Consider the following 14,179-nt stretch of genomic DNA (forward strand, 5'->3'; position numbering starts at 1 on the left):
GACGGCGCCCTGGAGCGCCGCCGCCTGTTTGACGAAGCAGGAAATCAGTCGACGATGCAGCCGCAATCGGCCATCGACTCGGGGATCTCGACGCCAAACGCCGCCATCGCCTTCTTCGAGATAGTCGGCGCATGGTCCTCATAGGCCGGGCGCGACGGCGCGATCGTCTTCGGGTCCTTGCCCTTGAGGATCTCGGCGGCGATCTTGCCGGCGTTCATGCCGACCTGGGTGTAGTTGACGGCGAAGCTTGCCGGCACCACGCCGTTGCGGACCGCGCCGTCGTCGGAGTTGACGATCGGGATGCCCGCCTGGCGGGCGGCGGCCGAGACGGCGGCGACGGCCGGCTGGAGCAGGTTCGAGGCAGGCGTGTAGATCACGTCCGCCTTGCCGGCGAAGGAAGCGATGCGCTGCTGGATGTCGTTGACGTTGTCGACGCCCACGGCGACCACTTCGAAGCCGGCCGCGGGGGCAACTTCCTTGATCTTTTCGAGCAGGGCCACGTCGTTGGCCTCACCCGGATTGTAGGGCACGCCGAAACGCTTGGCGTTGGGCAGCAGCTTCTTGGTGAATTCCATCACCGCCGCCATGTCCTGCAGGTCGGTGGCGCCGGTCATGCCCTCGTCGCCGGCATCCCACGAGGGCACCAGCTTGGCGGCGACCGGGTCGGTCACGGCGGAGAAGACGATGTTGATGCCCGAGCCGGCGAGCGCCTTCTTGGCGATCTGCGAAACCGGCGTGGTCACAGTGTAGATCAGCTTCGGCTGCTCGGCCTGGAGCTTGGCGATCATCTGCGGCACCAGCGAGGCGTCGAAGTTGGTGTGGCTCTCGGTGTAGACCACGTCCTTGCCCTCGACGAAGCCGTTGTCGGCCAGCGCCTTCTTGAAGCCGGCGATCGAAGCGTTGAGCTGCGGGTGTTCGCCGAAATTGGCGATGCCGATCTTGATCGGCTCGGCAATTGCGGCGCCGAGGCTGGCAGCGAGCGCGCCGGCCAGCACCAGGCCCGACAGCAGGCCGGACTTCAGGTTTCTCATCTATTCCTCCCAGATTTGACAAGGCGCCGCACATCCCGGCGGCGGCTGGCGCGGATCATGCGCAGTCCGCGGGCTCCTGTCAAACATTATATATAATTCTTGCCAGTTGCTCGCATGATATATAATTTTTGAATCGAACGGCCTTGCGGATGAACAGCGATGCAGGATGACGAGCACTCCTCGAAGACGGAAGCGGCCTATCGCCTGCTGCGCCGCGACATCCTGACGACGCGTCTCATGCCGGGCGCCCCGCTGAAGCTCAGCGCGCTGCGCGATACCTACGGGGTCGGCTGGACCCCGCTGCGCGAGGCGCTGTCGCGGCTGGAAGCCGAACGGCTCGTGACCGCCATCAGCAATCGCGGCTTCACCGTCGCACCCGTCTCGCGCGAAGAGTTGGAAGACCTCGCCCGCGCGCGGATGGTGGTCGAACTGCCATTGCTGCTCGAATCCATGGAAAAGGGCGGCAGCGAGTGGGAATCGGCGGTGGTGACCGCCCACTATCGTTTGTCGCGCTGCAAGACGGCGCCCGACGATCCCTCGGACGAGGCGGTCGACGAGTGGGACGAAAAGCACGAGGCTTTCCACACCGCGCTGCTGAGTGCTGCGACCTCGAGCTGGCTGCTGCGCTTCCGCTCGACCATTTCCGACCAGTTGCGCCGCCATCACCGCTTCCTTGGCCTGGCGCCGACGCTGCGCGCCGCCGCCGGCCAGAAGGAAGGGTATGAAGAGGCGATGGCCGCGCTGCGCGAAGCCATGGCGATCGAGCACCACACGGAACTCATGGAAGCGGCGCTCGACCGTGATGTCGAGCGGGCCAAGTCGCTCATGATCGCCCACATCGGCTACACGCTGCACGTCTATATCCACACCGAGGACTACAGCGGCGGCAAGCATTCTTCGCGTCCGGGCAGCCTGAGGAAGCGACAGGCGGCCGAATGAACTCGCCCCGCCGTCCATCGCTGCAGGAGATCGAGCAAGCGCGGAACAGGCTCGCGCCACACGTTCCGCCCACCCCGCTGGTGCGGCTCGATCTCGGCCTGCCCGACCGGCAGATCTTCCTCAAGCTCGAGACGCTTTCTCCTATCGGAGCTTTCAAGCTCCGGCCGGCGCTGAACGCGCTGCTGTCACGCGAAAGCGACGCATTGGCAAGCGGCGTCGCCACCACCAGTTCAGGCAATATGGCCTACGGCATGGCCTGGGCCGCCAACAGGCTGGGCGTACCGATGGCCGCCTACATGTATTCGGGTGCGCCCCAGACCAAGATCGACGGCGTGCGCCGCCTCGGCGGCGACGTCCGCTTCATCTCGATGGAGACATGGTGGCGCTACATCGTCGGCGCCGAGAAGCCCGATTTCCCGGAGCTGCTGATCAACCCGGTGACGGACCAGGCGGTGCTGTCAGGCAACGGCTCGATCGGCATGGAGATCGTCGAGGACCTGCCCGAAGTCGACGTGGTGCTGACGCCCTATGGTGGCGGCTCGATGACCACCGGCGTCGCGAGCGCCGTGAAGGCGCTGCGCGCGGAAGCAAAAGTCTTCGCTGTCGAGGACGAGAATGCGGCGCCGGTGACTGCGGCACTTGCCGCAGGCCGCATCGTCGACCTCGAGACGCGCCCGTCCTTCATCAAGAGCATCGGCGGCCCGTCATTGGTGCCGCAGCTGTGGCCGGTGGCACGCAAGCTGATCGACGGCGCGGTGACCGTCAGCCTCGAACAGGTCACCGATGCGATGCGGCTGCTTTTCTCGAAGTCCAAGGTCGTCGCCGAGGGCGCGGGCGCCGCCTCGCTGGCCGCAGCCCTGAAAAGCGAACACGCCAGGGGCAACGTCGTCTGCGTGATCTCGGGCGGCAACATCGATGCCTGGGCCTATGCCGCGGTGCTCGCCGGAGACATTCCCGCTCCTTGAACCTTCAAGCTTGTAATAATCTGCGAAACGGCACTACAACTGCTTGAGCGAACCGGCCAAAGCACCGGCTCGCGCGACGAGGGAAGACCTGTAGGCAGATGGAAGAACGCAAGGATACGGCAGGCGCCGAAGGCTGGGTGGACGGCGAGACCAAGGTGCTGGAAGCACCTGCCGATCACGGCACCGAGCTTCGCCTGTGGCTTCGCCTGCTCACCTGCTCGACGCTGGTCGAGACCGAGGTGCGGCGGCGCCTGCGCGAGGAGTTCGATTCCACCCTGCCCCGCTTCGACCTGATGGCGCAGCTCGAGCGCGCGCCCGACGGCATGGTGCTGGGCGAGGTGTCCAAGCGCATGATGGTGTCGCCCGGCAACATCACCGTTCTGGTCGAGCGCCTCGCCGAGAGCGGCCACATCAGCCGCACCACGTCACCCACCGACCGCCGCGTCCAGATCATCGCGCTGACGCCCTTCGGCCGCGCCGAGTTCGAGAAGATGGCGGCAGCTCACGCCGACTGGATCGGCGCCCTCTTCGGCACCTTGTCAGCCAAGGATGGCGGCATCCTGCTCGATGAACTTGGCAAGCTCAAGCGATCGATCGTCGCGTCGCTCGCCAAGGGCAGCTAGCGTTGCCCGACGGAGAACCGCATCGCAGCTTTCCTGGAATTGCCCTACGCCCGGAACCTGGCGCGATAATCGCTCGGCGTCAGCCCGACGATGCGGGCAAAGACCTTGCGGAATGCGCCGGGGTCGCCATAGCCGACCTCCCACGCCACCTTGTCGACCGACTGCGTGGTGAATTGCAAAAGCTCGCGTGCCTTGCCGACGCGCAGGCGCTGGCCGTATTCGGTGGTCGTCAGTCCCGTCGCCTTCTGGAAACGGCGCAGGAAGGTTCGCTCCTCCAGCCCGGCCAGCGCGGCTAGCGTCGCGAGGTTCAGGTCCTTGCCCTCGCCGGCCTGCAGCCAGTGCTGCACCTTGAGGATGGCTGCGTCGCCATGGCTGAGGCGCGGCGCGAAGGCGCTGTAGTAGCGCTGCTCGCGGCCAGGCGGATCGAGCGCCAGGATGCGGGCGGTCTCGATCATGACCGTCGGCCCGAGGAAGCGGTCGACGAGCTTCAGCCCGAGGTCGGTCCAGGCCATCAGGCTGCCGGCGGTGATGATGTCGCCGTCATCGATGAGCAGCCTGTCGGTGTCGAGCTTGGCTTCCGGAAAGCGCGTGCGGAACGCCTCGTCATAGACCCAGTTCGTCGTCACTGCGCGCCCGGCCAGCAGCCCGGTCTCGCCAAGCACGAAGGCGCCGGCGCAGACCGAGGCCAGCACGCCGCCGCTGGCATGGCGCTGGCGCAGCCAGCCGGCCACGGGCGCGGCATATTCAGGCGAAATGGGATCGCCGAGCGCCGGCGGCACGACATAGACCTCGGGAACGCCTGGCGCGTCGGGATGGGTGTCGAACACCCGTATTGGGGTTTGTCCCGGCTCTTCCAAACGCCAGTGGCTGACGCGCAAGGTGGAGGGCGGCGCGCCGCGGCTCTTGCGCCCGGCGGTGCGGTTGGCGAGCTCGAACAGGTCCGTCATGCCGAGCACCGCCGACATCTGCGTCCCGGGGTAGAATACCAGCCCGATCTCGATGACGCCGGCCTTTGCCATTTGTCGAAATCACCCCTTGTTATGTCGATATCGCCAATGGGCCGGCACCATAATCCATTGCATCTTCCGTGCAACATCCTTCCCAACAGCAAAGGCATCAGGGACATGAGCAAGCGCGCGGTGATCGCCATCGACATCCAGAACGAATATTTCCCCGGGGGCCGCATGCCGCTCGTCGGCATCGAGCAGGCAACGGACAACGCCGCCCGCGTCATCGAGGCGGCACGCGCCAAGGGCGACACCGTCATCCATGTGCGCCACCTCTCCAAGGCAGCCGACGCACCGATCTTTGCGCCAGGCACCCCAGGCATCGAGATCAACGCCACTGTCGCCCCGGCCGACGGCGAAAAGGTCATCACCAAGAACTATGTCAACTCGTTCCGCGAGACCGACCTAAGGGCAACGCTGGACGCCGGCGGCATCGACGAAGTGGTGATCGTCGGCGCGATGAGCCACATGTGCGTCGAGGGCGCCACCCGCGCGGCCACCGACTTCGGCTACAAGACTGTTGTCGTCCACGACGCCTGCGCCACCCGCGACCTCGAATTCAATGGCAAGACCGTGCCCGCAGCCCAGGTCCACGACGCCGTCATGGCGGCGATCGCCTTCGGTTATGGCGAACTGGTGGATACGGCGACCTACCTGTCGCGATAGTGCGCGCTCCCTCTCCGCCCCGGTCGCGCCGACGCCGACCGGGGCGTGCGCTTTGCGTCCGGTCCCCAAAAATAACTTTAAGCTTGAAGTTTTTTTGGAAACCGTCCATGGTGCCCGCATGGTCAGGGTCGGGCACGCATGCCCTCCTGATCGCACGGCTTCAGGAGGAGGACGGCATGCGCATTGTCTGTATCGGTGGCGGACCGGCCGGTCTCTACTTCGCCCTGCTGATGAAGAAGCAGCACCCCGGCCACCATGTCACCGTCGTCGAGCGTAACCGTCCCTTCGACACATTCGGCTGGGGCGTGGTCTTCTCCGACGCCACCATGCAGTCGATGCGCCAGTGGGATCCGGCCACCGCCGCGACAATCGAGGACGCCTTCAATCACTGGGACGACATCGAGCTGGTGTTCAAGGGCCGCAAGATCCGTACCACCGGCCACGGCTTCGTCGGCATCGGCCGTAAGAAAATGCTGAACATCCTGCAGGAGCGTTGCATCGAACTCGGCGTCGAGCTGGTGTTCGAGACCGACGTGCAGGGCGACCAGGACTTCCCCGACGCCGACCTCATCATCTCGTCGGACGGCGTCAATTCGCGCATCCGGCACAAATATGCCGACGTGTTCAAGCCCGACATGGTGATGCGGCCCAACCGCTACATCTGGCTCGGCACCGACAAACGTTTCGACGCCTTCACCTTCGATTTCCAGCGCACCGAGCATGGCTGGTTCCAGGCCCATGTCTATCGTTTCGACGACAACACCTCGACCTTCATCGTCGAGACGACCGACGACGTGTTCAAGGCGCACGGCATCGACCAGATGGACCAGGACCAGTCCATCGCCTTCTGTGAAAAGCTGTTCGCCGAGACCCTGGACGGCCACAGACTGATGACCAATGCGCGCCATCTGCGTGGCTCGGCCTGGCTGAATTTCGGCCGCCTGATCTGCGACAAGTGGAGCCATTTCAACGGCAACAGCCATGTCGTGCTGATGGGCGACAGCGCCCACACCGCCCATTTCGCCATCGGCTCGGGCACCAAGCTTGCCATCGACGACGCCATCGAGCTGACCCGCCAGTTCGACCTGATCGGCCACGACAAGGCCAGCATTCCAGACGTGCTCGAAGCCTATGAGGAAGTCCGCCGCGTCGACGTCGCCCGCATCCAGAACGCGGCGCGCAACGCCATGGAATGGTTCGAGGTGGTGGGCAAGCGCTACGCCGACACGCTGGAGCCCGAGCAGTTCATGTATTCGATGCTGACGCGCTCGCAGCGCATCAGCCACGAGAATTTGCGCCTGCGCGACAAGGACTGGCTGGAGGGCTACGAGCGCTGGTTCGCCGAGCGTGCCGGCGTCAACCCGGCGCCCAACGGCTCGGTACCGCCGCCCATGTTCACGCCCTTCACCATCCGCGGCATGACGCTGAAGAACCGCATCGTGATGTCGCCGATGGCGATGTATTCGGCGACCGACGGCCTGCCCGACGACTTCCATCTCGTGCATATCGGCGCCCGCGCCATGGGTGGCGCGGCACTCGTCTTCCCCGAGATGACCTGCGTGTCGTCGGACGCGCGCATCACGCCCGGCTGCCTCGGCCTGTGGAACGACGAACAGGCCAAGGCCTTCAAGCGCATGGTCGATTTCGTCCATCACCAGACGCCTGCCAAGATCGGCATCCAGATTGGCCATGCCGGCCGCAAGGGTGCGACCAGGGTGCCTTGGGAAGGCATCGACCAGCCGGTGAGGGAAGGCGGCTGGCCGCTGATTTCGGCATCCGCCCTGCCCTATCTCAAGCATTCGGACATGCCGCGCGCCATGACCCGAGAGGACATGGACCGGGTGCTGGCGGATTTCGTCAGCGCCACGGAGCGCGCCCGCGACCTCGGCTTCGACATCCTCGAACTGCACGCCGCCCACGGCTACCTTCTGTCGTCCTTCCTGTCGCCGCTGACCAACCTGCGCGACGACGAATATGGCGGCAGCCACGAGAACCGGGCGCGATATCCGCTCGAAGTGTTCCGCGCCATCCGAGTCGTGTGGCCTGAGGAAAAGCCGATGTCGGTGCGCCTGTCGACGCACGACTGGTACGAGGGCGGCAACACGCCCGAGGACGCCGCGATCTTCGCCCAGATGTTTAAGGACGCCGGCGCCGACATGATCGACTGCTCGTCGGGCCAGGTCGTGAAGGAAGAGCAGCCGGTTTATGGCCGCCTGTTCCAGACGCCCTTTTCCGACAAGATCCGCAACGAAATCCAGGTGCCGACAATCGCCGTCGGCGCGATCTCGGAGGCCGACCACGCCAACTCGATCATCGCCGCCGGCCGCGCCGACCTCTGCGCGGTTGCCCGCCCGCATCTCGCCGACCCGGCCTTCGTGCTGCATGAGGCGGCTAAGATCGGCTATGACGAGCAGGAATGGCCTAAGCAGTACCGCTCGGGCCGCCAGCAATATGTGACAAACCTGCAGCGCGCCCAACAGGCCGCCGCTCCCACCGGCAAGGCGTGAGCATGGCAAAGCGTCACGCCCTCGTCACCGGCGCCGGCAGCGGCATCGGCAAGGCCATCGCCCTGGCGCTGGCTGCGGAAGGCCATCGTGTCAGCCTGTGCGGCCGTCGCGCCGGTCCGCTCGACGCTGTGCGCGACGAGATCGCCAAGGCAGGCGGCGAAGCAGCGGTTCTCGACGGTTTTGACGTCACCGATCCGGCCTCGGTCGAGGCGGGTGTCGCCAAGGCGATCGAGCGGTTCGGCGACATCGCGGTGCTGGTCAATTGTGCCGGCGAAGCACCGTCCGCGCCCTTCGACAAGACCGACCTTGCGCTGTGGAACCGGGTGATGGGCATCAACCTCACCGGCACGTTCCTGGTCACCCAGGCAGCGCTTGCCTCGGTCAGGCGCGCCGGCAAGGGCCGCATCGTCAATGTCGCCAGCACTGCCGGTCTGACCGGCTATGCCTATGTCTCGGCCTACTGCGCCTCCAAGCACGGTGTGGTCGGCATGACCCGCGCCCTCGCCCTCGAGCTTGCCCGCACCGACGTGACCGTCAATGCCGTCTGCCCCGGCTTTACAGACACGCCGCTGCTCGACGGCGCGGTCGAGACGATCACTGGCAAGACCGGCCGTTCGGCGGAAGAAGCCCGCGCCACACTGGCCCGCGCCAACCCGCAGGGGCGGTTGGTGACGCCTGAGGAAGTGGCACACACCGTGCTCTGGCTCGCCTCGGAAAAGGCGACCGCAATCACAGGCCAGGCGATCCCGGTCGCCGGCGGCGAAGTTCTGGGAGGATGACGATGACCAACCCGATGCAGGACAAGAAGCGTCCCTTCCAGGGCCACGAGGCAAAGCACTTCAAGTTCGAGACCGATGCCGACGGCAAGGTCGCGACCATCACGCTGAACCGCCCAGAGAAGAAGAACCCGCTGACCTTCGAAAGCTACGAGGAGCTGGGCAACCTGTTCCGCGCCCTGCACCGTGCCAGCGACGTGCGCGCCATCGTCATCACGGGTGCTGAGGACAACTTCTGCTCTGGCGGCGACGTGTTCGAGATCATCGAGCCGCTGACCCGCATGCCGATGCCCGACCTGCTCGACTTCACCCGCCTCACCGGTGATCTCGTGCGCCAGATGCGCGCTTGCCCCCAGCCGATCATCTCGGCGGTTGACGGCATCTGCGCCGGCGCCGGCGCGATCATCGCGATGTCCTCCGACTACCGCGTCGCGACGCCGGAAGCCAAGACCGCCTTCCTGTTCACCCGCGTCGGCCTTGCAGGCGCCGACATGGGCGCCTGCGGCATCCTTCCGCGCATCATCGGCCAGGGTCGCGCCGCCGAACTGCTGTTCACCGGCCGCGCCATGACCGCCGCCGAGGGCCACGCCTGGGGCTTCTACAACGCGCTGCACGAGCGCGGCGCGCTGCTCGCCGAGGCACAGAAATTCGCCCGCAACCTGGCCGACGGCCCCTGGTTCGCACACGCCATGACCAAGAAGATGCTCGACCAGGAATGGGCGATGGGCATCGACCAGCTGATCGAATCTGAAGCCCAGGCCCAGGCAATCTGCATGGCGACAGGCGATTTCCGTCGGGCTTTCGAGGCCTTCGCCGCCAAGGCCAAGCCCGAATTCAAGGGGAACTGAGCCATGGCCGCGCACCTGACGCCCGCCGGCGCGCCGGCCCGCGACCACCTCGACTGGCCGTTCTTCGCCGACAGCCACCGCGCGCTGGCCGCCGAACTCGATGGCTTCATATCAAAGGGCGGGCTGGGCGAAATCGACCATGCCGACGCCGACGGCGCCTGCAAGAAGCTGGTCAAGGCACTCGGTGCGGCCGGCTTCCTGCGCAACTGCGTGCCTGCTGCTTTCGGCGGCGTGTCGGAGCAGATCGACAGCCGCTCGCTCTGCCTGATCCGCGAGACGCTCGCTTATGCCGACGGCCTCGCTGACTTCGCCTTCGCCATGCAGGGCCTCGGCACCGGTGCGATCAGCCTGTCGGGCTCGGACCAACTCAAGCAGGCCGTTCTGCCGAAGATCGCTCGCGGCGAACTGATCTCCGCCTTCGCGCTGACCGAGCCGGAAGCCGGCTCCGACGTCGCCGCGATGGCGACTTCCGCCCGCCGTGACGGCGACCACTACGTGCTCGACGGCGAGAAGATCTTCATCTCCAACGGCGGCATCGCCGACGTCTACACCGTCTTTGCCCGCACCGGTGAGGCGCCGGGCACGCGCGGCATCTCGGCCTTCGTCGTCTATGCCCACACGCCCGGCTTCTCGATCGCCGAGCGCATCGAGACGATCGCGCCGCATCCGCTGGCACGCGTGCGTTTCGACAACTGCCGCATTCCGGCATCCCAGCTTCTGGGCGAGCCGGGTGAAGGTTTCAAAATTGCCATGCGCACGCTGGACATTTTCCGGCCCTCCGTGGCGGCAGCAGCCCTTGGCTTCGCACGCCGCGCGCTGGACGAGGCGGTTGCTCACGCCAAGTCGCGAAAAATGTTTGGGGCGACGCTGGCCGACCTGCCGACGGCACAGAGCACCCTGGGCGAAATGGCGACGGCCATCGACGCAGCCTCGCTGCTTACCGTACGCACCGCCTGGCGCCGCGACGTGCAGAAGCTGCCGATCACGCGCGAAGCTGCCATGGCCAAGATGACGGCGACGGAGAACGCGCAGTGGATCATCGACCAGGCGGTGCAGCTTTTCGGCGGGCGCGGCGTGCGCGTCGGCGAGATCACCGAGCGGCTCTACCGCGAGATCCGTGCCCTGCGCATCTATGAAGGCGCCACCGAAGTGCAGAAGCTGATCATCGGCCGCGAGCTGATGAAGGCCGCGAAGTAGGAGCAGCGCCGTGCCCTTCCGCACCTCACGGCCGCTGCGTTTCGGGGACTGTGATCCCTCCGGCATCGCCTATTTCCCGTCCTACCTGAACATCCTCGTCGGTGTTCTCGAGGAGTTTTTCGCATCGGTCGGCGTCCCCTGGAAAGAGCTCGTCGGCGAGCGCCGCATCGGCACGCCGACGGTCAGGCTCGACCTCACCTTCGCCCATCCGGGCTTCCACGGCGACGTGCTCGACTTCGAGCTGTTCGTCCGCCGCGTCGGCCGCTCGTCGCTCGACCTCGAGCACAAGGTTTCGGCCGCCGGCACGCTGCTCTGGAGCGCCCGCCACAGCGTGATCGCCACCTCGCTCGACACCCACAAATCTCTCGCCTGGCCGGACGACCTCCGCGCCGGGCTCGAAAGCCGCCTGGAGACATCAGATGCATGAGATCCTGCAACCCGAGGGCTGGGCCAAGCCGATCGGCTACGCAAACGGCGTCGCTGCGACCGGCCGCACCATCTTCGTCGGCGGCCAGATCGGCTGGAACGCGCAGTGCCAGTTCGAGACCGACGACTTCGTCGGCCAGGTGCGCCAGACGCTGGAAAATGTCGTTGCCGTGCTGAAGGCCGGCGGCGCCGAGCCGCATCACATCACGACGATGACCTGGTACTTCACCGACAAGAAGGAATACACCGAGAACCTGCGCGGCCTCGGCCAGGCCTATCGCGACGTGATCGGCCGCCACTTCCCGGCCATGGCCGCCATGCAGGTGGTGGCGCTGGTCGAGGACCGCGCCAAGATCGAGATCCAGGCCACCGCCGTCGTTCCGGAATAAGAGATGAGCGCGACGCGGTTTTCCGAAAGCGTTTCGGGCAGCATCCGCGACGACGTGCTCGTCGTCACCATCGACAATGCGCCCGTCAACGCCACCTCGGCGCATGTCCGGCAGGGCCTGGTCAAGGCGCTCGACCATGCGGAGGCCGTCGGCACGGTGGCGGGCATCGTCATCACCGGCGCCGGCCGCACCTTCGTCGGCGGCGCCGACATCAGGGAGTTCGGCAAGCCGCCTGTCGAGCCGACGCTGCCCGAGGTCATGGAGCGCATAGAGACCTGCGGCAAGCCGGTGGTTGCGGCCGTCAACGGTGCTGCCCTCGGTGGCGGTTGCGAGATCGCACTCGCCTGCCATGGCCGCATCGCCGGCGGGGCCGCGAGCTTCGGTTTGCCCGAGGTCAAGCTCGGCATCGTGCCGGGCGCCGGCGGCACCCAGCGCCTGCCGCGCCTCATCGGCATCGTCGCTGCCATCGACATGATCGGCAGCGGCCGCGCGGTGAAGCCGGACGATGCCCTCAAGCTCGGCCTCGTCGACGGCATCGCCGCCGACCAGCTCTCCACTGCAATCGAGTTGGCACGCGGCATGGCCGCCAAGCCGCTGCGGCGCACGGGCGGCATCCAGATCGCTGGGGCTGATGCTGCGGCGGTCGAGATTGCCACGAAGAAAGTGCTGGCCAAGGCGCGTGGCCAGGCCGCGCCCGCCGAGGCGGTGCGTCTGGTCCGGAAGGCATCCGAGGCGAGCCTCGAGGACGGCCTCGCCGACGAGCGCGCCACCTTCATCCGCCTGCGTGATTCCCGCGAGGCCGCAGCGCTACGCCATGTCTTCTTCGCCGAACGACAGGCCGGCAAGGTCGACAAGCTTGAGGGCGTCGCCCCGCGCAAGCTGGAAACGATCGGCATCGTCGGCACCGGCCTGATGGGCGCCGGCATCGCTGTAGCAACGTTGACAGCTGGCTACCGCGTCGTTGGCGTCGAGCAGACCGAGGAAGCCGCCGCCAGGGGACGCGTGCGCGTTTCGGGCATTCTCGACAAGACGGTGCAATCGGGCCGCCTCACCGATGCCGCGCGCAGCGACTGCCTGGCGCGGCTCGATGTCACCGCCGACACCGGCCGCCTGGCTGCGGCCGATCTGGTCATCGAGGCCGTGTTCGACGATCTGACCGTCAAGACCGAGATGTTCCGGCGTCTCGACAACATCGTCCGCCCCGACGCGATCCTCGCCACCAACACCAGCTACCTTAACCCCGACGAGATCGCGGCCGCGACCGCGCATCCCGACCGTGTCGTCGGCCTGCACTTCTTCTCGCCGGCCAACGTCATGCGGCTGGTCGAGGTCGTCGACTGCAACGCGACTTCGCCTGACGTGCTCGCGACCGCGCTTGCCTTTGCCAAGAAGCTCGGCAAGCTGCCTGTCGTCTGCGGCGTGACAGAGGGTTTCATAGGCAACCGCATCTTCTCGGCCTATCGCCGCGACGCGGAGTTCATGGTCGAGGACGGCGCCGCACCCGCGGACGTCGACGCCGCGCTCGAAGCCTATGGCTTCCCGATGGGCATCTTCACCGTTTACGACATGGCTGGGCTGGAGATCGCCTGGGCGCGGCGCAAGCGCCAGGCGGCGACGCGCGATCCCAAGGCGCGCTATGTCGAGATCGCTGACAGGCTCTGTGAAGCGGGCCGCTTCGGCCGCAAGTCCGGGCGCGGCTGGTACGACTACTCGTCAGGCGAAAAGGCGGTCGATCCGGACGTGACGGCGGTGATCGAAGCCGCGCGCTTGGCCAAAGGCATTGTCCCGCGCAGCTTCACTGCTGACGAAATCGTGGGTCGCCTGCTGCGCGCTATGGCCGACGAAGGCAAGGCGCTGCTCGACGAGGGCATCGCCACGAGGTCGAGTGACATCGACCTGGTGATGATCAACGGCTACGGCTTTCCGGCCCACAAGGGCGGGCCGATGTTCGCTGCGGAAGGCAGCGCCTAGCCATTTCGGGGCGTGCCTGCTTGGTGCGCTTCCCTGAAGTCAACGCGGTTCCCTCGCGCAACGAGCTCAGTTGCGCGGTGCCGCGTCTCCGCCCGGCTGCTGCCGCCGGCTGGCCTTGGCGTGCCAGTCGAAGTCGATCGAGCCCTCCTCGGCCTTGTGGAAATACTGCGAACAGACCAGCCAGCCCTTCAGCGGCCGCAACAGAGCCATGCAGCTCAGTATGGTCAGCGGCAAGGTGGTGAACAGGTGCACCCACAGCGGCAGGCCGAAGGTCATCTGGAACCAGACGCCGAAGCCGAGCGCGGGCACTGCGGCGATGGTCATGGCGAAGAAGGCCGGCCCGTCGGCGGGATCGGCGAAGGAATAGTCGAGGCCGCAGACTTCGCACCGCGGTGCAAGCTTCAGAAATCCCGAGAAAAGGTGCCCCATCTGGCAGCGGGGGCAAAGCCCTCTGATGCCGGTCTTCATCGGGTTGTCGGTGGGCGTAAAGCCCTCCGCGGTATATTGCGATTTTGACATCCTCGCCTCCTGAGCAGGGATTGCGATTTGTTGCCGTGGCCCTGACGGGCTGCCTGCCGCATACATAGGGTGCAACGCACTTGCGTGCAAGATGCATTATGCATATAATTAGCATACACTCCAATCAATGTTCATTGAATGGCTGCATTGTATGGAATGCTGGCGAGGGCGGTGCCTCCATGGGGCAATATGTCCGCGTCGACTTTTGGTGCCGTCGCGATCAGGATGGCGCAATTATGGGAGGATGAATACTATCCGCCGAAAGGCTGCGGCTCTTTCGGCGCCGTCCAACCGTGGCGAGCATCGTGCTTGTGC

14 protein-coding genes are annotated in these 14,179 nt (G+C 66.1%); 11 read left to right on the forward strand and 3 right to left on the reverse strand.

The window, feature by feature from the left end; all coding sequences use genetic code 11:
- Positions 1–44: 44 nt before the first annotated feature.
- Positions 45–1,031, reverse strand: coding sequence for an ABC transporter substrate-binding protein (locus AmiPiv_RS09835; RefSeq protein WP_340037209.1), 987 nt, complete (start codon positions 1,029–1,031; stop codon positions 45–47).
- Positions 1,032–1,190: 159 nt separating this feature from the next.
- On the opposite strand from AmiPiv_RS09835, the gene AmiPiv_RS09840 reads away from it, so the two are divergent.
- The 3 genes from AmiPiv_RS09840 (at position 1,191) to AmiPiv_RS09850 (ending at position 3,558) form a co-directional block, all read left to right on the forward strand.
- Entirely contained in the window at positions 1,191–1,970 is a 780-nt protein-coding gene (locus AmiPiv_RS09840; protein ID WP_340037210.1) for a GntR family transcriptional regulator, read from the forward strand.
- Positions 1,967–2,935, forward strand: a complete 969-nt coding sequence (locus tag AmiPiv_RS09845) for a pyridoxal-phosphate dependent enzyme (protein WP_340037211.1) — start codon at positions 1,967–1,969, stop codon at positions 2,933–2,935. Before AmiPiv_RS09840 ends, AmiPiv_RS09845 begins: the two co-directional genes overlap by 4 nt.
- Positions 2,936–3,033: 98 nt before the next feature.
- Entirely contained in the window at positions 3,034–3,558 is a 525-nt protein-coding gene (locus AmiPiv_RS09850) for a MarR family winged helix-turn-helix transcriptional regulator (protein ID WP_340037212.1), read from the forward strand.
- A 44-nt stretch (positions 3,559–3,602) separates the two neighbouring features.
- On the opposite strand, the gene AmiPiv_RS09855 is transcribed toward AmiPiv_RS09850, so the two are convergent.
- A complete protein-coding gene (locus tag AmiPiv_RS09855) occupies positions 3,603–4,577 on the reverse strand; it encodes a GlxA family transcriptional regulator (protein ID WP_340037213.1) in 975 nt (324 codons plus the stop codon).
- Positions 4,578–4,682: 105 nt separating this feature from the next.
- On the opposite strand from AmiPiv_RS09855, the gene AmiPiv_RS09860 reads away from it, so the two are divergent.
- The 8 genes from AmiPiv_RS09860 to AmiPiv_RS09895 all read left to right on the forward strand — a co-directional run bounded on the left by AmiPiv_RS09860 (position 4,683) and on the right by AmiPiv_RS09895 (position 13,345).
- Positions 4,683–5,231 carry a cysteine hydrolase family protein gene (locus AmiPiv_RS09860; RefSeq protein ID WP_340037214.1) on the forward strand — a complete coding sequence of 183 codons (549 nt, stop codon included), beginning with the start codon at positions 4,683–4,685 and terminating at the stop codon, positions 5,229–5,231.
- A 176-nt stretch (positions 5,232–5,407) separates the two neighbouring features.
- The gene (locus AmiPiv_RS09865; RefSeq protein WP_340037215.1) at positions 5,408–7,738 is read left to right on the forward strand and encodes a bifunctional salicylyl-CoA 5-hydroxylase/oxidoreductase; all 2,331 of its coding nucleotides are present in this window, start codon (positions 5,408–5,410) and stop codon (positions 7,736–7,738) included.
- Between the two features lie 2 nt (positions 7,739–7,740).
- The gene (locus AmiPiv_RS09870; protein ID WP_340037216.1) at positions 7,741–8,517 is read left to right on the forward strand and encodes an SDR family NAD(P)-dependent oxidoreductase; all 777 of its coding nucleotides are present in this window, start codon (positions 7,741–7,743) and stop codon (positions 8,515–8,517) included.
- Positions 8,514–9,362 carry an enoyl-CoA hydratase family protein gene (locus AmiPiv_RS09875; RefSeq protein WP_340037217.1) on the forward strand — a complete coding sequence of 283 codons (849 nt, stop codon included), beginning with the start codon at positions 8,514–8,516 and terminating at the stop codon, positions 9,360–9,362. Before AmiPiv_RS09870 ends, AmiPiv_RS09875 begins: the two co-directional genes overlap by 4 nt.
- 3 nt (positions 9,363–9,365) lie before the next feature.
- Positions 9,366–10,559, forward strand: a complete 1,194-nt coding sequence (locus AmiPiv_RS09880; RefSeq protein ID WP_340037218.1) for an acyl-CoA dehydrogenase family protein — start codon at positions 9,366–9,368, stop codon at positions 10,557–10,559.
- A gap of 10 nt (positions 10,560–10,569) precedes the next feature.
- Positions 10,570–10,986, forward strand: a complete 417-nt coding sequence (locus AmiPiv_RS09885; protein ID WP_340037219.1) for an acyl-CoA thioesterase — start codon at positions 10,570–10,572, stop codon at positions 10,984–10,986.
- The gene (locus AmiPiv_RS09890; protein WP_340037220.1) at positions 10,979–11,374 is read left to right on the forward strand and encodes a RidA family protein; all 396 of its coding nucleotides are present in this window, start codon (positions 10,979–10,981) and stop codon (positions 11,372–11,374) included. The genes AmiPiv_RS09885 and AmiPiv_RS09890 overlap by 8 nt, the downstream gene beginning before the upstream one ends.
- 3 nt (positions 11,375–11,377) lie before the next feature.
- Complete coding sequence (locus tag AmiPiv_RS09895) at positions 11,378–13,345, forward strand: 3-hydroxyacyl-CoA dehydrogenase NAD-binding domain-containing protein (RefSeq protein WP_340037221.1); 1,968 nt, start codon at positions 11,378–11,380, stop codon at positions 13,343–13,345.
- 66 nt (positions 13,346–13,411) lie between these two features.
- On the opposite strand, the gene AmiPiv_RS09900 is transcribed toward AmiPiv_RS09895, so the two are convergent.
- Positions 13,412–13,864: a DUF983 domain-containing protein gene (locus AmiPiv_RS09900; RefSeq protein ID WP_340037222.1), complete on the reverse strand. Its 453-nt coding sequence runs from the start codon at positions 13,862–13,864 to the stop codon at positions 13,412–13,414.
- Between the last annotated feature and the right edge of the window lie 315 nt (positions 13,865–14,179).

It is taken from the genome of Aminobacter sp. Piv2-1 (assembly GCF_037625995.1).
Taxonomy (GTDB): Bacteria; Pseudomonadota; Alphaproteobacteria; order Rhizobiales; family Rhizobiaceae; genus Aminobacter.

What these genes read in the sequence shown, in the direction of transcription:
- AmiPiv_RS09845 (WP_340037211.1), top strand. Translation starts at nt 1,967, where the DNA reads ATGAACTCGCCCCGCCGTCCATCGCTGCAGGAGATCGAGCAAGCGCGG.
- AmiPiv_RS09850 (WP_340037212.1), top strand. Translation starts at nt 3,034, where the DNA reads ATGGAAGAACGCAAGGATACGGCAGGCGCCGAAGGCTGGGTGGACGGC.
- AmiPiv_RS09900 (WP_340037222.1), bottom strand. Translation starts at nt 13,864, where the DNA reads ATGTCAAAATCGCAATATACCGCGGAGGGCTTTACGCCCACCGACAAC.
- AmiPiv_RS09890 (WP_340037220.1), top strand. Translation starts at nt 10,979, where the DNA reads ATGCATGAGATCCTGCAACCCGAGGGCTGGGCCAAGCCGATCGGCTAC.
- AmiPiv_RS09895 (WP_340037221.1), top strand. Translation starts at nt 11,378, where the DNA reads ATGAGCGCGACGCGGTTTTCCGAAAGCGTTTCGGGCAGCATCCGCGAC.
- AmiPiv_RS09870 (WP_340037216.1), top strand. Translation starts at nt 7,741, where the DNA reads ATGGCAAAGCGTCACGCCCTCGTCACCGGCGCCGGCAGCGGCATCGGC.
- AmiPiv_RS09880 (WP_340037218.1), top strand. Translation starts at nt 9,366, where the DNA reads ATGGCCGCGCACCTGACGCCCGCCGGCGCGCCGGCCCGCGACCACCTC.
- AmiPiv_RS09840 (WP_340037210.1), top strand. Translation starts at nt 1,191, where the DNA reads ATGCAGGATGACGAGCACTCCTCGAAGACGGAAGCGGCCTATCGCCTG.
- AmiPiv_RS09860 (WP_340037214.1), top strand. Translation starts at nt 4,683, where the DNA reads ATGAGCAAGCGCGCGGTGATCGCCATCGACATCCAGAACGAATATTTC.
- AmiPiv_RS09855 (WP_340037213.1), bottom strand. Translation starts at nt 4,577, where the DNA reads ATGGCAAAGGCCGGCGTCATCGAGATCGGGCTGGTATTCTACCCCGGG.
- AmiPiv_RS09875 (WP_340037217.1), top strand. Translation starts at nt 8,514, where the DNA reads ATGACGATGACCAACCCGATGCAGGACAAGAAGCGTCCCTTCCAGGGC.
- AmiPiv_RS09835 (WP_340037209.1), bottom strand. Translation starts at nt 1,031, where the DNA reads ATGAGAAACCTGAAGTCCGGCCTGCTGTCGGGCCTGGTGCTGGCCGGC.
- AmiPiv_RS09865 (WP_340037215.1), top strand. Translation starts at nt 5,408, where the DNA reads ATGCGCATTGTCTGTATCGGTGGCGGACCGGCCGGTCTCTACTTCGCC.